The organism is Nocardiopsis sp. Huas11 (assembly GCF_003634495.1).
GTDB lineage: Bacteria > Actinomycetota > Actinomycetes > Streptosporangiales > Streptosporangiaceae > Nocardiopsis.
The window spans coordinates 3,796,985-3,815,413 of the sequence record NZ_RBKY01000001.1 but is presented as its reverse complement, the minus strand read 5'-3'; the positions used below and the strand labels follow the sequence as shown (position 1 = coordinate 3,815,413).

15 protein-coding genes are annotated in these 18,429 nt (G+C 73.1%); 9 read left to right on the top strand and 6 right to left on the bottom strand.

Translation table 11 applies throughout. From position 1 onward, the window contains the following. Nucleotides 1-57 precede the first annotated feature (57 nt). Complete coding sequence (locus tag DFP74_RS17475) at nt 58-1,434, top strand: FAD-binding oxidoreductase (RefSeq protein ID WP_121182824.1); 1,377 nt, start codon at nt 58-60, stop codon at nt 1,432-1,434. Nucleotides 1,435-1,586: 152 nt separating this feature from the next. Further along, nucleotides 1,587-2,450, top strand: a complete 864-nt coding sequence (locus DFP74_RS17470) for a deoxyribonuclease IV (protein WP_121182822.1) — start codon at nt 1,587-1,589, stop codon at nt 2,448-2,450. 74 nt (nt 2,451-2,524) lie between these two features. On the opposite strand, the gene DFP74_RS17465 is transcribed toward DFP74_RS17470, so the two are convergent. After that, the gene (locus DFP74_RS17465; RefSeq protein WP_370013392.1) at nt 2,525-3,319 is read right to left on the bottom strand and encodes a winged helix-turn-helix domain-containing protein; all 795 of its coding nucleotides are present in this window, start codon (nt 3,317-3,319) and stop codon (nt 2,525-2,527) included. A gap of 312 nt (nt 3,320-3,631) precedes the next feature. Here DFP74_RS17465 and DFP74_RS17460 point away from each other — a divergent pair, with 312 nt between their 5' ends. Then, complete coding sequence (locus DFP74_RS17460; RefSeq protein WP_121182820.1) at nt 3,632-3,985, top strand: hypothetical protein; 354 nt, start codon at nt 3,632-3,634, stop codon at nt 3,983-3,985. Nucleotides 3,986-4,384: 399 nt separating this feature from the next. Then, nucleotides 4,385-6,781, top strand: coding sequence for a Tex family protein (locus DFP74_RS17455; protein WP_121182818.1), 2,397 nt, complete (start codon nt 4,385-4,387; stop codon nt 6,779-6,781). A gap of 150 nt (nt 6,782-6,931) precedes the next feature. Here the strand turns inward: DFP74_RS17455 and DFP74_RS17450 are convergent, their stop codons facing one another. From DFP74_RS17450 to DFP74_RS17440, 3 genes are all read right to left on the bottom strand, one after another. After that, nucleotides 6,932-8,959 carry a CocE/NonD family hydrolase gene (locus tag DFP74_RS17450; RefSeq protein WP_121182816.1) on the bottom strand — a complete coding sequence of 676 codons (2,028 nt, stop codon included), beginning with the start codon at nt 8,957-8,959 and terminating at the stop codon, nt 6,932-6,934. Nucleotides 8,960-8,974: 15 nt separating this feature from the next. Beyond that, nucleotides 8,975-10,264, bottom strand: coding sequence for an acetyl-CoA carboxylase biotin carboxylase subunit family protein (locus tag DFP74_RS17445; protein ID WP_121182814.1), 1,290 nt, complete (start codon nt 10,262-10,264; stop codon nt 8,975-8,977). 202 nt (nt 10,265-10,466) lie between these two features. Beyond that, a complete protein-coding gene (locus DFP74_RS17440) occupies nt 10,467-11,966 on the bottom strand; it encodes a carboxylesterase/lipase family protein (protein WP_121182812.1) in 1,500 nt (499 codons plus the stop codon). Between the two features lie 205 nt (nt 11,967-12,171). Between DFP74_RS17440 and DFP74_RS17435 the strand changes: the two genes are divergently transcribed. Further along, the gene (locus DFP74_RS17435) at nt 12,172-13,128 is read left to right on the top strand and encodes an NADPH:quinone oxidoreductase family protein (protein ID WP_121182811.1); all 957 of its coding nucleotides are present in this window, start codon (nt 12,172-12,174) and stop codon (nt 13,126-13,128) included. Between the two features lie 81 nt (nt 13,129-13,209). On the opposite strand, the gene DFP74_RS17430 is transcribed toward DFP74_RS17435, so the two are convergent. Together DFP74_RS17430 and DFP74_RS17425 are read right to left on the bottom strand one after the other, a co-directional pair. Then, a complete protein-coding gene (locus tag DFP74_RS17430) occupies nt 13,210-14,109 on the bottom strand; it encodes an LLM class flavin-dependent oxidoreductase (protein ID WP_121182809.1) in 900 nt (299 codons plus the stop codon). A 15-nt stretch (nt 14,110-14,124) separates the two neighbouring features. Continuing rightward, the gene (locus tag DFP74_RS17425) at nt 14,125-14,418 is read right to left on the bottom strand and encodes a GNAT family N-acetyltransferase (protein WP_121182807.1); all 294 of its coding nucleotides are present in this window, start codon (nt 14,416-14,418) and stop codon (nt 14,125-14,127) included. A 197-nt stretch (nt 14,419-14,615) separates the two neighbouring features. On the opposite strand from DFP74_RS17425, the gene DFP74_RS17420 reads away from it, so the two are divergent. From DFP74_RS17420 to DFP74_RS17405, 4 genes are read left to right on the top strand one after another with little or no spacing between them, the layout of a single operon-like run. After that, nucleotides 14,616-15,371, top strand: coding sequence for an SDR family oxidoreductase (locus DFP74_RS17420; RefSeq protein WP_121182805.1), 756 nt, complete (start codon nt 14,616-14,618; stop codon nt 15,369-15,371). 1 nt (nt 15,372) lies between these two features. Next, complete coding sequence (locus tag DFP74_RS17415) at nt 15,373-16,155, top strand: SDR family oxidoreductase (RefSeq protein WP_121182803.1); 783 nt, start codon at nt 15,373-15,375, stop codon at nt 16,153-16,155. Then, nucleotides 16,152-17,171: a phosphotransferase family protein gene (locus tag DFP74_RS17410; RefSeq protein WP_121182801.1), complete on the top strand. Its 1,020-nt coding sequence runs from the start codon at nt 16,152-16,154 to the stop codon at nt 17,169-17,171. Before DFP74_RS17415 ends, DFP74_RS17410 begins: the two co-directional genes overlap by 4 nt. Further along, a complete protein-coding gene (locus DFP74_RS17405) occupies nt 17,171-18,382 on the top strand; it encodes an acyl-CoA dehydrogenase family protein (protein ID WP_121182799.1) in 1,212 nt (403 codons plus the stop codon). Before DFP74_RS17410 ends, DFP74_RS17405 begins: the two co-directional genes overlap by 1 nt. Nucleotides 18,383-18,429: the final 47 nt, after the last annotated feature.

The window sequence follows — 18,429 nt, the reverse complement described above, 5'->3', positions numbered from 1 at the left end:
CCAGACTGCCGGACACTGCGGCCAGGGTGTGGCCGCAAGGGTCCCTACAGTGACCGCATGACGATCACTTCGACACCTTCCGCCCTGGTCCGCGCGCTGTCCGATCGGGTGAGCGGCCCCGTGAGCACACCCGCCTCCGACCGCTACGACGCCGAGCGCACCGGATTCCAACTACTCGGCCGCCACCGCCCCTCCGTCGTGGTCGGGGCCACCGGGACCGAGGACGTGCGCGCCGCCGTGGCCGCGGCCGCCGACCACCGCCTGCCCGTCGCGGTCCAGGCCCACGGCCACGGCGTGGGCGTGCCCCTGGACGGCGGCGTCCTGATCGTCACCGGGCGGATGGCCGGCGTGCGCGTGGACCCCGACCGTCGCACCGCCTGGGTCGAGGCCGGAACCCCCTGGGGAGCCGTGGTCCGGGCCGCCGCCGAGCACGGGCTGGCCCCCCTGTCGGGCAGCGCGCCCGGTGTGGGGGCGGTGCCCTACACCCTGGGCGGCGGTGTGGGCCTGATGGCCAGGCGGTACGGCTTCGCCGCCGACCACGTCCGGCTCCTGGAACTGGTGACCGTCGACGGCCGCGTGCGCCGCGTCGACGCCGAGCACGACCCCGACCTGTTCTGGGCCCTGCGGGGCGGCGGCGGATCCTTCGGCGTGGCCACCGGGATGGAGATCGGGCTCGTCCCCGTGAGCCGGATCTACGGGGGGAGCCTGTTCTTCGACGCCGGCCCGGACATCCTGGAGGCCTGGCGCGCGTGGACCCGGGGCGCGCCCGCCGAGCTCAGCTCGGGCATGACCCTGCTGGTCCTGCCGGACGTGCCGGGGGTGCCCGAGGCCCTGCGCGGGCGGCACATCGCCCAGGTCGCGACGGCCTGGACCGGGCCGCTCGACCAGGGACCGGACGCCCTCGCCCCGCTGTGCGAGGCCGCCCCCGTCCTGATGGACACCATGCGGGAGCTGCCCTACGCCGAGTCCGCCGCGGTCTACGCCGAGCCCGACCACCCGCACGGCTACCGCTCGCGCTCCATGCTGCTGTCCGGCCTGGACCCGGCCGCGGCGACCGAACTCGTCGGCCGCACCGGGCCGTCTCTGCCGTTCATGTCGGTGGTCGGACTGCGCCACCTCGGCGGCGCCATGGCCCGCGAGCCCGAGACCGCCAACGCGGTCGGCCACCGCGCCGCCGCGTACCTGCTCAACGTCCTCACCGTCGCCGAGAACGCCGACACCGCTGAGGGGGCGGCGTTGCGCGGCGAAGCGGCGGCACTGTTCGCCGACCACACGCTCGGGCGCTCGCTCAACTTCAGTTTCGGCCCCCTGGCCCCGGAGGAGGTCCGCGAGGCGTTCGCCCCCGACGACTTCGCGCGCTTGGCCCGCGTCAAGGCCGCCGTCGACCCCGACGGCCTCGTCCGCGCCAACCACCCGATCCCGCCCCTGGCCTGAGTCACGCCCGCCCCACCCGCACCGAGCACCACGAACGCTCCGAGCGCACTGGCCACGCCCCGGCCCGCTCCCCCCGGCCGCTCCCCCGGCCGCGCCGACGCGCGGCCGGTCGGACCGACGCCGCACCTCGCGCCCCTAAGCTGGAGCGCGCTATGAACAAGAAGAAGAACGAACGACCCCTGTCCCCGGTCGGAGCGCACGTCCCGGTCGCCGGCGGCATGGCCGCCAAGGGCCTGCCCTACGCCGAGGAGATCGGCGCCGAAACGGTCCAGGTCTTCGTGTCCAACCCCCGCGGGTGGGCCACGAAGGCGGGCGACCCCGACCAGGACGCCCGCATGCGCGAACACACGGACCTGCCGCTGTTCGTGCACTCGGCCTACCTCATCAACCTGGGCGCGCCCAACGAGGAGACCGCCGAGAAGTCGCTGCAGTCGCTGGAGCACGCACTGGTGCGCGGCGGCGAGATCAACGCGCGCGGTGTGGTCGTGCACACGGGGTCGGCGGTCTCCGGCGGCCGCGAGGCGGGGCTGGCGCGCATGCGCGAGCGGCTGCTCCCGCTGGTGGAGCGCCTGGGCGAGGACGTGCCGCCCGTCCTGTTGGAGCCGATGGCCGGACAGGGTCAGGTGCTGTGCGCGACCGTCGACGACCTGGTGCCCTACATGGAGGCCCTGGACTGGCACACGAACGTGGGCGTGTGCCTGGACACCGCGCACCTGTTCGCGGCCGGGCACGACATCTCCACCGTCGAGGGCATGCGCGAGGCACTGGACGAGTTCGGCGAGAAGGTGGGCGCCGACCGGCTGCGGCTGATCCACGCCAACGACTCCAAGTTCCCGTGCGACAGCAAGAAGGACCGGCACGAGAACATCGGCAAGGGCTGCATCGGCGCCGAGCCGTTCGGCGAGCTGTTCCGCCACCCCGTCTCCGCCGGTGTGCCGATCGTCGTGGAGACGCCGGGCCCGGAGGGTCCGCACGGCGAGGACGTGGCCACGCTCAAGGAGCTGCGCGAGGGCTGAGCCCTGCGGCCCGTGGCCCGTTGAGCCCCGTGTCCCGCCACGGGCGCGGTTCCGCCGCACGGCGGGGCGCGGCCTCAGCGAACGTCCGGTGCGGTCCCTCCGGACCGGCGCCCCGTCCGGTCCGCTCGCCTGTCCGGGCCGTCCGGGCTGTCCGGGCTGTCCGCAGCGGTCGCGGCGCCGTCGGCGTCCCCGCTCTCCCCCGTGCCCTCGGCGGCGGCGCGCGCCCACGCCGCCGCCTCGGCCGGCTCCGGGAACAGCGCGGTCTGCAGTTGCACGCTCTCGGTGTCCGGGTGGGTCTCGGGTGTGCGCCCCGCGTACCGGTCCGACATGGCCCGGACGACCTCTGTGAGCTCCAGGCCGAACTCCTCGGCCTCCCTCGGCGTCATCCGCAGGCGTCCGCGGAAGTCGAACGCCGCCGAGGTCCATCTGCGCACGGCGGGGGCGTCGGGCCGGGCCCGCGCGTAGGCGTTCCACACGTCGAAGCTCTCCTGGCGATCGCGGTGGTAACGGTGCAGGACCACCGACGCGACCTGGCGCGTCTCCGGGTCGCGCAGGAAGTCGGCACCGGCCACCGACCAGCCGCCGGGGCGCGCCCGCCACCAGCGCTCCCGGCCGCCGGGGTGGCCCGGATCCTCGTCGATGAATCCGTAGCGCGAGAGCTGGCGCAGGTGGTAGCTGGTCGAACCGCTGCTCTCCCCCAGCCTGCGCCCGAGGAGGGTGGCGGTGGCGGGACCGCTGCGGCCGAGTTCGTCCAGGATCCGGCCGCGCAGGGGGTGGGCCAGCCCGCGCAGGGCCAGCGCGTCCACCTCCATCGGCTGCGGCCGCTCGGGCTCGGGCTCGGCGTCGGTGTCCCGTGGGTCGTGCCGCATGGTCACACCGCGGCCCTTCTCGATGCGGCCCGGTTCGGGCCTGTGCGGATGGCCGGGGCCCGGCGGGCGGTGGCGGATGCGGAGGTCGGGTTCATCTCGGCTCCCCTGTGGGGTGGTACCACCACCGTATGACAAAGATTCCTTTGCAAAGGGTCTGCTGCAAAGGAATCTTTGGCGATCCTTCGCGGTCACACCGCGTCACGCTCGCCGCGACCCGGGGAGCCGAGCCCGATTCCCGTTCACCTGCCCATGAGTGACAATGGAACGAGCCCATGGCTGGGCGCGTATGGGGACTAGGAAGGGAGCCACCCGATGGATCCGGTGTCATTGGTGCTCGGCGCGGCCATCGCACTCGGCGGATTCGCCTTCGGCCGCCTCGCCACCAGGCGTCAGGCACGCGAGTCCCTCGAACGGCAGCGCAGCCAGGAACGGGCGCGCGTCCTGCAGCACGGGCAGCAGTCGCCCCAGCCCCTGTGCGGCTGCGGCCACCACTTGGTCTTCCACGACAAGGAGACCAAGAAGTGCCAGACCCAGGTGGTCATCCCCGGCCGCTGGACGGGACAGTCCGGCTCCACCTACCGCCAGTGCATGTGCCAGGGCTACCGCGGCCCCATCCCGCTGGACGAGTACTACGCCCCCGACCTGGCCGAGGGCAACAACCCCTGACGCCGCCGCTCCGCCGCCGCCCGCCGCCGCTCCGCACGCCCGCGCGCCACGCTCCCGTGCACCGCGCGCCCCGGCCCGCCGTCGACCGGTTCCGGCCCCCGCCCTCACGCCCCGTGACGGGCGTCCGCCCCTTCCCGGCGCCCGACCGCAAAGGCGCGACCCCCCGGAGCCGCCCGCGCTCCCCGTTCTCGGCACTCCGGCCGCGCGACCCGCCCTCCCGCGCGCCCGGTACGCGTTCACGACCGCGGTGCGGGACCCTGGAGCACGGGGACGGCCGAGCCGTCCCGCTCACCCCTGAGTCCGACGACACCCGGGACACGGGGACGCCCAGGGTGACATCGTCCCCGACCGGCACGAGAATGTCCCCGCACCGAACACCCAGAGAGTGGACGTTAACCAGTGACGACCCCTGCGACACCCACGATCGACCAGCGCATCGCCGACGAACTCGGTGTGGGCGCGCACCAGGTCCGCGCCGCCATCGACCTCCTCGACGGCGGGTCGACCGTGCCCTTCATCGCCCGGTACCGCAAGGAGGCGACCGGGACGCTCGACGACGCCCAGTTGCGCGCGTTGGAGGAACGCCTTCGCTACCTGCGCGAACTGAGCGAGCGCCGGGCGGCGATCCTGGAGTCGATCGGCTCCCAGGGCAAACTGGACGCCGAGCTGGAAGCGCGCATCAACGCCGCCGACTCCAAGGCCCGCCTGGAGGACATCTACCTCCCCTACAAGCCCAAGCGGCGCACCAAGGCCCAGATCGCGCGCGAGGCCGGCCTGGAGCCGCTGGCCGACGCGCTCTTCGCCGACCCGTCCCTGGACCCGCAGGAGACGGCCGGGGCCTACGTCGACGAGGACAAGGGCGTGGCCGACGCCAAGGCCGCCCTGGACGGCGCCCGCTCCATCCTGGTCGAGCGCTTCGCCGAGGACGCCGACCTGACCGGGCACCTGCGCGAGCGCCTGTGGGAGAAGGGACGCCTGGGCTCCACGGTCCGCGAGGGCAAGGAGGAGTCGGGCGCCAAGTTCGCCGACTACTTCTCCTTCTCCGAGCCCCTCACCGCGCTCCCCTCCCACCGCGTCCTGGCCATGTACCGGGGCGAGAAGGAGGAGGTCCTCACCCTCAACCTGGAGCCCGAGGAAGCGCCGGCGGACCACCCCGATGGCACCACGCCCCGCAGCTCCTACGAGAACGCCATCGCCGCGCACTTCGGCATCGTCGACCGCGGCCGCCCCGCCGACCGCTGGCTCCAGGACACCGTGCGCTGGGCCTGGCGCACCCGCATCCTCGTGCGCCTGGACATCGACGTGCGCATGCGCCTGTGGCAGCAGGCCGAGGACGACGGCGTCAACGTCTTCGCCGCCAACCTGCGCGACCTGCTCCTGGCCGCGCCCGCCGGCAGCCGCGCGACCCTGGGCCTGGACCCGGGCCTGCGCACCGGCGTGAAGGTCGCCGTCACCGACCGCACCGGCAAGGTCGTCTCCACCGACACGATCTACCCGCACGCGCCGCGGCGCGACTGGGACGGCTCCCTCGACCGGCTCGCCAAGCTCTGCGCGGCCCACGAGGTCGAACTGGTCGCCATCGGCAACGGCACCGCGTCCCGCGAGACCGACCGTCTGGCCGCCGACCTCCTCCAGCGCCACCCCGAGCTCAAGCTCACCAAGGTCATGGTCTCCGAGGCCGGCGCGTCGGTGTACTCGGCCTCGGCCTACGCCTCCGAGGAGCTGCCCGACCTGGACGTGTCCCTGCGCGGCGCGGCCTCCATCGCCCGCCGCCTGCAGGACCCGCTCGCCGAGCTGGTCAAGATCGACCCCAAGTCCATCGGTGTCGGCCAGTACCAGCACGACCTCGCCGAGGCCAAGCTGTCGCGCTCCCTGGACGCCGTGGTCGAGGACTGTGTGAACGGCGTGGGCGTGGACGTCAACACCGCGTCCGTGCCGCTGCTGACCCGGGTCTCGGGCGTGACCTCCACCCTGGCCCGCAACATCGTCGCGCACCGCGACGCCAACGGCCCCTTCCGCACCCGCGAGGCGCTGCGCTCGGTGCCCCGCCTGGGCCCCAAGGCGTTCGAGCAGTGCGCCGGCTTCCTGCGGGTCAACGGCGGGGACGACCCCCTGGACGCGTCCGCGGTCCACCCTGAGGCCTACCCGGTCGTCCGCCGGATCCTGGCGCGCGCCGGCACCGACCTCCCGTCGCTGATCGGCGACAAGGCGGCCCTGTCGGCGATCCGCCCGCAGGACTTCGTCGACGACACCTTCGGCCTGCCCACGGTCACCGACATCCTCGCCGAGCTCGACAAGCCCGGCCGCGACCCGCGCCCGGCCTTCACCACCGCCACCTTCAAGGAGGGCGTGGAGAAGCTGGACGACCTGGAGCCGGGCATGATCCTGGAGGGCGTGGTCACCAACGTGGCCGCGTTCGGGGCGTTCGTGGACGTGGGCGTGCACCAGGACGGGCTGGTCCACGTCTCGGCTCTGTCGCACGACTTCGTCAAGGATCCGCGCGACGTGGTCAAGTCCGGTGACATCGTCAAGGTCAAGGTGCAGGAGGTCGACACCGCGCGCAAGCGCATCTCCCTGACCATGCGCCTGGACGACGAGGCCCCCTCCGGCGAGGAGCGGCGCGCCGGCCGCGGCGAGGGCGGCGGTGGCAGGGGCCGCCCCCAGGGCAAGGGCAAGGCCAAGGGCGGTCAGGGCCAGGGGAACGACCGCGGCGGTCGCGGCGGCCAGGCGAAGGGCGGCGCCGCGCCCTCGGGTGCGATGGCCGACGCGCTGCGCCGCGCGGGCCTGGGCACGTAGCCACCGCCTTCGCCAGCCCTGCGGCGGCCGGGACCACGGGGTCCCGGCCGCCGTGCCATGTGCCGGACGGGCGGGCCGGTCGCGCCCGGCCCGCCTGACCCGCCCGGCCCGTCTGGCTCACCTGACCCGCCCGGCCCGCCTCGGCCCGGCTCAGACGCAGTCGCGCGGGATCACCGACGTGTAGATCTTCGTGGCCACGCGCCGCTCGCCCTCATAGGCGTCGATCGTGGCGTGCAGGTGGAAGTCGGTGGCCGTCGACGTCAGCACCGTGCGCGTGGTCGTGCTCACCGACCAGTCCTCGCGGGCGAACCCCATGTTCCACACCGTCTCGCCCCGCACCGAGTCGTAGTCGTTGCCGACCCAGCTGTAGTCCTCCTCCGCTCGCCGGGTCACCTCCAGTCCGATGTCGTCGAAGGACACCGTCCCCAGGTCCTTGACCACGTTCAGCGACGCCTTGTACCGCACCAGGTCGTGGGACAGGTCCCAGCGCTGCTCCCCCGGCGCGACCTGGGTGGTCGGTACCGGGGCCGTGCCCTCCGGCTCCCCGAACGGCTCCACGCACCCGTCTCCGGCCTCCGCCGGAAGCACCGGGAGCCGCACGCGGGTGTGCTCCCCGGGGTAGACCTCCAGCGTGACCGGTTCGGGCGGTGGCCAGGCCAGCGGCCAGTAGGAGGTCGACACCGCGATCCGCATCCGGTGCCCGGCCGGGAAGGCCTGGGCCACGCCGTTGAGCGGTACCGACACGCGGTACCTGCGCCCCGGCTCCAACCGTTCGGGCGCCTCGTGCCCCTGGGCGTGGGTGAGGTTGAGCAGCCCGTAGGTCACCCGGGTGGCCTCCCCCTTGGGCGTGACGTCGCACAGGCGCACCGCGACCATCGCCACCGGGCGGTCCACCGACAACTCCAGGTCGACCGTCACCGACCCCAGGATCTCCACCCGCTCGGGCAGCGGCCTGCTGTCGAAGACCATCGACCCGCCGTCGTCCTCACGCTGGTCGTAGGGCAGGTCGGGCGGCGCGTTGTAGGAGCACCACTTGCCCGCGTGCTGGCCCGTCGACAACGGGGAGGTCAGGGTCGAGACCGCCTCGGGCTGCGGCGACTCCCCCTCCCCCAGCACGCGTCCGCTCCCCATGGCGCGCGAGACCTCGATCAGGTCCGGCGAGGGCCAGCGCCGCACACCGACCCACCGCCCCGGCCGCTCCTCGTAGGCGGTGGAGGGCGTCACGCTCTCCTGCATCCACGCCCGCATCGCGGGCGCGTCCATCACGCCGTTGTCCACCCCCTTGAGCCAGTGGTCCCACCAGCGCACCAGCTCCTGCAGGAAACCGATGGCGGGACCGGGCTGGCCCAGGTGGGGGTACTTGTGCGACCACGGGCCCAGCAGTCCCAGACACGGCGACCGCAGCCCGGACAGCAGACGGAAGACGCTGTTGGAATAGCCGTCGGCCCACCCGCTGACCGCCATCACCGGCACCTCGACCGCGTCCAGGTGCTCCGCGACCGACCCGTGCTTCCAGTACTCGTCACGGTGCTGGTGGCGCAGCCACGTGTCCAGCCACAGCCCGCTGTTCTCCAACCGCTCGTGCCACATCTTGCGCCACTTGCCCCCGACCAGTTCGGGGTCGGGCGGGCACGAGTTGTAGGCGAACATCGTCGAGGCCCAGGACAGGTTGTCGCCCAGCAGGCACCCGCCCATGTAGTGCACGTCGTCGCTGTAGCGGTCGTCCGTGGACGAGGCGGTGACGATGGCGCGCAGGCTCGGGGGCCGGCGCGCGGCCACCTGCAACGCGTTGAACCCGCCCCAGGAGATGCCCATCATCCCGGTGCGCCCGTCGCACCAGGGCTGCTCCGCCAGCCAGGCCAGCACCTCCTCCGCGTCCAGCAGCTCGCGCTCCAGGTACTCGTCGGTGAGCACCCCCTCGGAATCACCGCTGCCCCGCAGGTCCACCCGCACGCACGCGTACCCGTGCCCGGCCATGTAGGGGTGCTGCACCGAGTCGCGCTGGGCGGTCAGGTCCCGCCGGCGGTAGGGGATGAACTCCAGCACGGCGGGCACGGGGCGGTCCTCGCTGTCCACGGGCCGCCACACCCGCGCGGCGAGATGGACCCCGTCGCTGATCGGGATCCGGATGTACTCGTCCTCACGGACGTCGTTGGGCAGGTCGCTGACGGTTCGCATCGCACCGGTCCCTCCTCACTCTCGCGCCCGGTCGTCGGCGCCCCGGATCGTGAAGGGCAGCTCCCCCGCACACTCCCGGAACTTGCGCTCGCACTCGTCGGCGTCGCGGGCGCCCACGATCACGTGGGCCAGCTCGTAGCTGTAGCTGTCCTGGATGGGCAGGTCGGAGAGCCACTCGCCCTCGTGCGCCACCACTTCCGCCCAGGAGTCGGGCACCCTCTCGCGCGCGCGTTCCAGGTCCTCGGGCGTGGGCACGCGCTCGACGAACCCGTCGGCGAAACGGCGCAGGAACCACTTGGCGGCCACGTCGTACTCGCCGCCGCGCTCCAGGTCGGGTTCCTGCCCGAGCGCGATCCGGAGGCAGATCTCGTGGTTGGACACCCCGTCGACGAGTTCGAACATCCGCGCATGCGACTGGGAGTGCCGCGGATTGATCTCGATCAGGGTGAGGGCGCCGCTGTCGGGATCGTGGAAGTACTCGACGTTGAAGGTCGTGTCATCCAGTCCCACCCGGGTGATGACGCGCTCGGTCAGGTCGACCAGGCGTTCCTGTGTCTTCAGGGGCACGCGTGAGGGGTACTCGTAGCGCAGGAAGCTCGATGTGTCCGGGTAGTGCGGGGAGTCGATGATCCCGTACACGCGGGGGACCCCGTCACGGACGTAGCCCTCCACGGTGAGCTGGTCACCGACGGCCTCCTCCTCCGCCAGGCCGGCGGTACCGCCCGCCTCCTCGACGTCCCGCGGCAGCCGCACGCGGTCCATCACCCACTGGAAGGCGTCGCCGATCCGGCCGGCGCCCGCCCTGATCTCCTCCATCGCCTCGCGGAACCCGGCGTCGTCGGTGACGCGGAAGGCAAGCTCGGAGGAGAAGGACTTCACGGGCTTGACCCACAGCGGGTAGGACAGCCCCTCCGGTTTGACGGATTCGTCCAGATCGACCTCGGCGAACCGGGGCACGGCCTCGGGGATGACCGCGCGCTGTTCCAGGCGGCTCCAGTACTTGTGCTCGCACCGCACGACCGATTCCAAGGACGTGGAGCGCAGGCCGCGGGGCTCGCACAGCAGGGGTACCAGCGAACTCACCGGGAAGTCCCAGTAGCCGATGATCGCGTGGACGGTCTCCTCGAAGGAGTCCAGGCGCCGCTCCGCCAGCTCGAGCAGCGCGGGCATGTCGACCTCGTGCTCCTGGCCGATCTCCTCCCAGCCGAGCAGTGACTGGAAGCGGTAGCCGTCGGCGCCGGGCAGGTCCCGCAGCACCTGGAGATTCTGTTCGTCCAGTCCCAGGACGAACACGTTCATGGTCATCGCACACCTCCGACGGGGGGCTGTCGTCGGCGGCGGTGCCCTGGTGCGGCCTCGGCCGTCGGGCAGCCACCGTCCGGCCCCTACCTGAGACGCTGCCCAGTGTGTCGGTCCTATGCTCATTCGCACGGAGATTTTCGTAGGTTTTACCGCGCGTTGAACGACCCCGGGCGGCCGTGCCGCCCGGGGCCCTCGCCACGACCGGTCACCGCGGCGAGAACGGCACCTTCGCCCACAGGTCGCGCAGTGGCGACTCGTCCGTGGCGTGCAGCTCGTCGACGGTGTCCCACACCTTGACGGCGGTGGCCTCGCGCGTGACCGCGGGCCAGCCCGGGTCGCCCGAGGCGGCGAAGTCGCGCCAGGCGGCGACCATCCGGTCCGACAAGCGCCGATGTTCGGGCTCGGGTTCCCCGTCGAGCAGGAACCGGCCGAAGTCGGTGTCCAGGTTACCGAACGCGAACGGCAGGTCCAGGGCGTGGCAGGCGCCCAGACGCCCGCCCATCGCCGGGCTGCGGAACGCGAGCCGGAAGAAGTGCGCCCGGCCGCCCGCCGCCGCGAGCGCCTCGGCCAGGACCACCGTGTACTGCGCGAACAGCGCGTCGCCCATGATGGCGCAGTACAGGTCACGCAGGTCGGCGTCGGGACGCACCGCGCGGTAGCGGGCCAGCACGTCCTCCGGCAGACCCACCTGCGCGGCCGTGGCCTCCAGCGCGGCGTCGCCGTCGATCTCCACGCTCTGGCCGAGCTCGGTGAACAGGCGGTACTCGTCGGCGTTGTGGCCGAGCAGCACGTCGACTCCGTGGGCGGCGCCCTTGGCCACCGCCTCCAGGGGCGGTTCGGGCAGTTCCGGGCCGCCGACCACCGGGGCGTAGCAGGTGAACGGCTTGACCTTCACGCCCTGGCCGCGCGAGGGGGCGGCCAGGACGGCGTCGGTGGCCTCCAGCAGGCGCTCGGGCGGCAGCTCCGCCAGCGCGTCGGCGTCCAGGGGGACGCCCGCGGCCTCGGCGACGCGCTCCGACACGCGGCGCGCGGTCTCCAGGGTCAGGTGGTCGCCGGGCACGCTGTGCGCGATGACGCGGCGGAAGAGCCCCTGGGCGCCCGGGGAGGCCGTCAGGCACATCACCGAGCCGGCTCCGGCCGACTCCCCGGCCACGGTCACGTTGCCGGGGTCGCCCCCGAAGGCGGCGATGTTGTCCCGGACCCAGCGCAGAGCGGCCGCCTGGTCGAGCAGGCCGCGGTTGTCGGGACGGCCGGGCACGTGGCCGAATCCCTCGAATCCCAGGCGGTAGTTGACGCTGACGACCACCAGGCCGCTCTCGGCGAGGCGGGTGCCGTCGTAGGTGGGCTCGGAGGCGGCGCCGACGATGTAGGCGCCGCCGTGGATCCACACGAGGACGGGCGCGCGGTCGCCCTCCCGCGCGGCGGTCCACACGTTGAGCACCAGGCAGTCCAGCGACGTGTCGGGGTTCCAGGGGGCGGCGCCGACCATCTGGGCGCCCTGGGGCGCGGGCGGGCCGAAGTCCACGCACTCGCGCACGTCCGTCCAGGCCGGCGCGGGGGCCGGGGCGGCGAAACGGTGGGGTCCGAAGGGTGCGGCGGCGTAGGGGATGCCTCGGTAGACGGTGACCGCGCCGCTGTCCGAGCGCGAGGAGGCCACCCCCCGAATACTCCCGCCGGTGGTCGTCACGGTCTGTTCTGCGTCCACGAGTTCCTCCCAGGAGATCCGTCCCCCCACCTAACAACGTTAGGTAACCCTGCGCAAGACCCGGAAGCGATCCTCCCGCCGGCGGCGTCGCCACCGTGGACTTCCCAGCCCCGGTGGCCCTGGCGGCCTCGGCCCCCGGTGCCGTACCATCCGGTAACATACCACCCGGTCGGTACGACCATGAGGACAACGAAGGGGCTTCCCCATGCGCGCCATTCAGATCACCGAGTTCGGCGGACCCGAGGTCCTCGTCCCCACCGAGCTGCCCGACCCCGAACCGGGCCCCGGCCAGATCCTGGTCGACGTCACGCGCGCGGGCGTCAACTACGCCGACACCCACCAGGCGGAGAACAGCTACCTGGCCCCCTCGTCGCTGCCCATGGTGCCGGGCGCCGAGGTGGCGGGCCGCGCCCCCGACGGCCGCCGCGTGGTCGCCCTGACCTCCGGTGGCGGCTACGCCGAGCGCACCGTCGCCGACCCGGCCATGTGCTTCGACGTCCCCGACGGCGTGTCCGACGAGGACGCGCTGGCCCTGGTCGTCCAGGGCGCCACCGCGTGGGTCCTGCTGCGCCGCACCGCACGCATGGACCCGGGCGAGTCGGTGGTGGTGCACGCCGCCGCCGGAGGCGTGGGCACGCTCGCCGTCCAGCTCGCGAAGGCCTTCGGCGCCGGGCGGGTCATCGCCGTGGCCAGCAGCGAGGCCAAGCGCAAGTACGCGCTGGACCTGGGCGCCGACGCCGCCGTGGACTCCGCGGCCCCCGACATGACCGCGGCCCTCATCGAGGCCAACGAGGGTCGCCGCGTCGACATCGTCCTGGACATGGTCGGCGGCCGGGTGACCGACGAGAGCGTGCGCGCGCTGGCCCCGTTCGGCCGGCTGGCCTTCTACGGGATGGCCTCGCGCGAGGCCCCCAAGCCCGTGCAGCTGCCCAACCTCATGCGCTTCTCCACCACGGTGGGCGGCATGTGGCTTCCGCACGCCTGGCTGCTGCCCGGCGACGTGGTCGGCCAGGCCATGAGCGAGATGCTGGCGATGGTCGGCGACGGACGGCTTCGCCCCGTGATCGGTGAGTGCTACCCGCTCTCCCAGGCGCACCGGGCGCACGAGGCGCTGCGCGCCCGCGGCACCATCGGCAAGCTCACCCTCGACCCCTCCGCCTAGGAGCACGGGCGGCCCGGCGAGCGGCCGGGCGAGCGGCCCCACCGCGCCGAGGACCGGGCGTGGGTGGGGCCGGTCCGCCCGTCAGGACCGCTCGGCCGCCACCGCCGCCCGGACGGCGGGCGCGACCTCGGCCGCGAACAGCTCGACCTGCCGGACGGGGTCCTCGGCCGGGCCGAAGACGAAGGTGTCCATCCCATGGACCAGGACCAGTTCGGTCAGCTGCTCCACCCACTGCTCGACGGGACCCTCCAGGAACCCCCGCGAGGCACCATCGGTGATGGTGCCCCAGACGTTGTAGGCGCGCCGGATCAGCGCGGGGTCGCGGCCCGCCTGGGCCGCGCCCGCGTCGATGCGCGCCTGCATGGCGGGCAACCGGTCCGGGGTGGCGTACCCGCTGGAGGGCAGCCACCCGTCGGCCATCCGCCCCAGCGCGCCGAGCAGCCGCGGGCCGAGCACGCCGAGCCAGACGCCCATGTCGTGGACCGGCCTCGGCCCCGGTTTGACCCCGGCCAGCCGGTAGTGCCGGCCCTCGTAGCGCACCGAGCGCCCGTCCGACCACAACAGGCGGACGACCTCGACCGCCTCGACCAGGGCGTCGGCCGCGTCCCGCGGGCCGCGCTCGTCACCGCCCATGGCCACCACGCCCTCCCAGAACGCCCCGGCGCCCAGCCCGAGTTCGAACCGGCCGCCGGAGAGCACGTCCAGGCTGGCCGCGGACTTGGCGATGACCGCGGGCGAGCGCAGCGGCAGGTTGGCCACGTCCGGGAAGACCCGCAGCCGCTCGGTGCGGGCCAGCACGGTGGCCATGAGGCTCCATGTGTCCAGGTGCCGCCGCTGGTAGGGGTGGTCCTGGAACCCGGCGAACTCCAGCCCGCCGTGCTCGGCGGCGGCGATCACGCCCCACAGCTCGCGCAGGGACTCGGCGTCGGCGTTCGGGGCGGGGAACACCCCGAACTCCACCTCGCGTCCGTAGTCGCCCATCCCGACCCTCCTCCCCTACTGTTCCGCCGACCCGTACACGAGGTCGACGTAGTCGCGGTGTCGTTGGATCCAGCCCTTGACGAAGGGGCACAGCGGCAGCACCTTCAGTCCGCGCGTGCGGACGTCGTCCAGGGCCGCGCGCACCAGGGCGCCGCCCAGTCCCCGCCCCTCGAAAGCGGGGTCGATCTCGGTGTGGGTGAAGGTCACCAGCTCGTCGGTGAGGATGTACTCGGCGAATCCGGCCACCTCCCCGTCCGCCGTGATCTCGTACCGGCGCCGGTCGCGTACGTCGACGACGTCGTTGGCCATGGGCCCTCCCACTGTCGGTCTCGGTCACGGGCCGTGGGCCCGCACCCTCATCCTGCCGTCCATCACCCTCCACAGCCCAGAGGGACGCTCCACGAAAAGTCGGGCCACCACCCGCGCGGCGCTCACCCCTTGCGGCGCGCGCCCGCCGAGACATAGAGTCTTCCCTGCATACCGACCAGTCGGTCTAAGGAGAACGTATGACTTCCCGGTTCGGCGGCCGCACCGCCATCGTCACCGGAGCGAGCCGGGGCATCGGCCTGGCCATCGCCCAGCGACTCGTCGACGAGGGCGCCCGCGTCTGCGTCACCGCGCGCAAGCCAGAGCCCCTGGCGGAGGCGGTGGCGGCCCTCGGCGGACCCGAGCACGCGATCGGCGTGGCGGGCGGCGCCGACAAGCCCGAGCACCAGGACGAGGCGATCGCCGCGACCCTGGAGGCCTTCGGCAGCGTCGACCTGCTGGTCAACAACACGGGCATCAACCCCGTCTACGGCCGCATGGTGGACCTCGACCTGGCCGCGGCCCGCAAGATGGTGGAGGTCAACGCGCTCTCCGCGATCGGGTGGGTCCAGAAGGCGCACAAGGCCTGGATGAGCGAGCACGGCGGCGCCATCGTCAACGTGTCCTCGGTCGCCGGGACCAAGCCGGCCCCCGGTATCGGCTTCTACGGCGCCACCAAGGCGATGCTGAGCCACATCACCACCGAGCTGGCCCTCGAACTCGCCCCGGACGTGCGCGTCAACGGCGTCGCCCCGGCCGTGGTCAAGACCAAGTTCGCCTCCGCCCTGTACGAGGGCCGTGAGGAGCAGGTCGCGGCCGGCTACCCCCTGGGCCGGCTCGGCCTCCCCGAGGACGTCGCCGGCGCCGTCGCCTTCCTGCTCTCCGAGGACGCCGCCTGGGTCACCGGCCGCACCCTCGTGCTGGACGGCGGCACCACTCTCACCGGAGGCGTGTGACATGGACCTGAACAACACCGGAGCCGTCATCACCGGGGCCGGCAACGGCATCGGCGCCGCGCTCGCCCGCCGGTTGGCGGGTGAGGGCGCCCGCGTCGTCGTCAACGACCTGGACGCGGGCGCGGCCGAGGCCGTGGCCGCCGAGATCGGCGGGATCGCCGTGCCGGGCGACGCCGCGAGCGAGGACGGCGTCACCGCGCTCATCGCCGAGGCCGGCGCCCACCTGGGCGCGATCGACCTCTACGTGGCCAACGCCGGAGTCGGCACCGGCGGTTTCCAGGACGCTCCCGAGAGCGACTGGGACCTGTCCTGGCAGGTCAACGTCATGGGCCACGTGCGCGCCGCCCGCGAGCTGGTCCCCGGCTGGCTGGAGCGCGGAAGCGGACGGTTCGTCTCGACCGTCTCGGCCGCGGGCCTGCTCACCATGCTCGCCAGCGCGCCGTACTCGGTGACCAAGCACGCCGCCCTGGCCTTCGGTGAGTGGCTGTCGGCCACCTACGGCGACCGCGGGATCACGGTCCAGTGCGTGTGCCCGCTGGGCGTGCGCACGAACATGCTGGACGCCTCCGGCGAGGTGGGCAAGGCGATGATGGACGCGAGCGCCATCACCCCCGAGGAGGTCGCGGACGCGGTCATGGCGGGCCTGGCCGACGAGCGCTTCCTCATCCTGCCGCACCCCGAGGTCGCCGACTACTACGCGGCGCGCGCCGCCGACACCGACCGCTGGCTGTCGGGCATGCGGCGCCTGCGCTCCAAGGTGTTCGCCGAGGAGGGCAACGAATGAGCGACGACCTGCCCGGACTGGACCTGGAGCGGCTGCGCGCCCACCTGGAACAGGCCGTCCCCGGACTGGTCTCGGGGCCGTTGAGCGGCGAGGTGGTGGCGGGCGGCAAGTCCAACCTGACCTACACCGTCACCGACGGCACCGGACGGTGGGTGGTGCGCCGTCCGCCGCTGGGCCACGTCCTGGCGACGGCGCACGACATGCCGCGCGAATACCGCGTGATGACCGCGCTGCGCGACACCGCCGTCCCCGTCCCGCGCACCTACACCCTGTGCGAGGACACCGAGGTGCTCGGCGCGCCCTTCTACGTGATGGAGCACGTGGCGGGCACCCCTTTCCGCACGAGCGAGGAGATCGCACCGCTGGGCGCCGCGGGCGTGCGGTCGGTGGCCGAGGAACTGGTCACCACCCTGGGCTCCCTGCACGCGGTGGTGCCCGAGGAGGTCGGGCTGGGCGACTTCGGCCGACCCGCGGGCTTCCTCGAACGCCAGGTGCGCAGGTGGGGCAAGCAGCTGGCCGCCTCACGCAGCCGCGACATCCCCGGGATCGACGAGCTGCACGAGCGGCTCGCGGCCACGCTGCCGGAGCAGTCGGCCCCCGGGATCGTGCACGGCGACTACCGCCTGGACAACGTGCTCGTGAGTCCTGAGGGGAAGGTGAACGCGGTCCTGGACTGGGAGATGGCCACGCTGGGCGACCCCCTGGTCGACCTGGGCCTGATGCTGGTCTACCGCGACCAGCCCTCGGACGTCGGCGGGACCTCGGCGCCCGCCACATCGGCGGAGGGTTTCCCCACCTCCGCCGAACTGGTGGACCTCTACACCGCCGCGACCGGGCGCGACGTGTCCCGGCTCGGCTGGTACGTGGCGTTCGGCTGCTTCAAGCTGGCCGTGATCGCCGAGGGCATCCACCTGCGCCACAGCAAGGGGCTCACGGTCGGGGCGGGCTTCGACAGGATCGGCGACATGGTCGCCCCCCTGGTCCGACGCGCCCACGCCACTCTCAAGGAGGACTGATGGACTTCGCCTACGACCAGGAGACCGAGGAGCTGCGCGAGAAGCTCCTCGGCTTCATGGACGAGTACGTCTACCCGGCCGAGCCGGTCCTGGACCAGCAGCGGGCCGAGCTCGCCGACCCCTGGGCCACGGCCCCGATCGTCTTCGAACTGCAGGCCAAGGCGCGCGAGCTGGGCCTGTGGAACCTGTTCCTGGCCGGCCACCCCGAGCAGGGCGGCCTCCCCAACCTGCGCTACGCCCCCCTGGCGGAGATCACCGGGCGCAGCCCCCGTCTGGCGCCGATCGCGCTCAACTGCGCGGCGCCCGACACCGGGAACATGGAGGTGCTGACGATGTTCGGCACCCCCGACCAGAAGAAGCGCTGGCTGGAGCCGCTGCTCGACGCGAGCATCCGTTCGGCCTTCGCGATGACCGAGCCGGCGGTGGCCTCCTCCGACGCCACCAACATCGGCACCACCATCACCCGTGACGGCGACTCCTACGTGGTCAACGGGCGCAAGTGGTTCATCACCGGCGCGCTCAACCCGCTGTGCGAGATCCTCATCGTCATGGGCAAGACCGACCCGGACGCCGAACGCCACCGCCAGCAGAGCATGGTGCTGGTCCCGCGTGACACCCCCGGCGTGCGGATCGAGCGGGGCATGACCGTGTACGGCTACGACGACGGCGACCACGGCGGGCACGCCGAGGTCGTCTTCGACAACGTGCGGGTGCCCGCGGAGAACCTGATCGGCGGTGAGGGCGAGGGCTTCGCGATCGCCCAGGCGCGGCTCGGTCCGGGGCGCATCCACCACTGCATGCGTGCGCTCGGGATGGCCGAGCGGGCCCTGGAGCTCACGTGCCGCCGGGTCCTGGACCGGGTGGCCTTCGGCCGCCCGCTGGCCGACCAGGGCGTGGTCCGGGAGTGGATCGCCGAGGCGCGCGTGCGCATCGAGCAGGTGCGCCTGCTGGTGCTCAAGACGGCGTACCTGATGGACACGGTGGGCAACAAGGGGGCGCACACCGAGATCCAGGCGATCAAGATCGCCACCCCGCGGGCCGTGGAGTGGATCCTGGACAAGGCGATCCAGGCGCACGGAGCGGCCGGGGTCAGTCAGGACGTGCCGCTGGCCGCCTGGAGCGCGGCCGTGCGGACGCTGCGCCTGGCGGACGGGCCCGACGAGGTGCACCTGCGCTCGCTGGCCCGCGCCGAGCTGCGCAAGTACGCCTGATCCGGAGGGAACCGGGGGCGCCACCCCGGTTCCCTCCCGAGTCAGGA

Excerpts from the sequence above, each read along its gene's own strand:
- DFP74_RS17405 (WP_121182799.1), top strand. The coding sequence starts at position 17,171 with ATGGACTTCGCCTACGACCAGGAGACCGAGGAGCTGCGCGAGAAGCTC.
- DFP74_RS17430 (WP_121182809.1), bottom strand. The coding sequence starts at position 14,109 with ATGGGCGACTACGGACGCGAGGTGGAGTTCGGGGTGTTCCCCGCCCCG.
- DFP74_RS17465 (WP_370013392.1), bottom strand. The coding sequence starts at position 3,319 with ATGCGGCACGACCCACGGGACACCGACGCCGAGCCCGAGCCCGAGCGG.
- DFP74_RS17445 (WP_121182814.1), bottom strand. The coding sequence starts at position 10,264 with ATGACCATGAACGTGTTCGTCCTGGGACTGGACGAACAGAATCTCCAG.
- DFP74_RS17460 (WP_121182820.1), top strand. The coding sequence starts at position 3,632 with ATGGATCCGGTGTCATTGGTGCTCGGCGCGGCCATCGCACTCGGCGGA.
- DFP74_RS17425 (WP_121182807.1), bottom strand. The coding sequence starts at position 14,418 with ATGGCCAACGACGTCGTCGACGTACGCGACCGGCGCCGGTACGAGATC.
- DFP74_RS17415 (WP_121182803.1), top strand. The coding sequence starts at position 15,373 with ATGGACCTGAACAACACCGGAGCCGTCATCACCGGGGCCGGCAACGGC.
- DFP74_RS17420 (WP_121182805.1), top strand. The coding sequence starts at position 14,616 with ATGACTTCCCGGTTCGGCGGCCGCACCGCCATCGTCACCGGAGCGAGC.
- DFP74_RS17435 (WP_121182811.1), top strand. The coding sequence starts at position 12,172 with ATGCGCGCCATTCAGATCACCGAGTTCGGCGGACCCGAGGTCCTCGTC.
- DFP74_RS17410 (WP_121182801.1), top strand. The coding sequence starts at position 16,152 with ATGAGCGACGACCTGCCCGGACTGGACCTGGAGCGGCTGCGCGCCCAC.
- DFP74_RS17475 (WP_121182824.1), top strand. The coding sequence starts at position 58 with ATGACGATCACTTCGACACCTTCCGCCCTGGTCCGCGCGCTGTCCGAT.
- DFP74_RS17470 (WP_121182822.1), top strand. The coding sequence starts at position 1,587 with ATGAACAAGAAGAAGAACGAACGACCCCTGTCCCCGGTCGGAGCGCAC.
- DFP74_RS17450 (WP_121182816.1), bottom strand. The coding sequence starts at position 8,959 with ATGCGAACCGTCAGCGACCTGCCCAACGACGTCCGTGAGGACGAGTAC.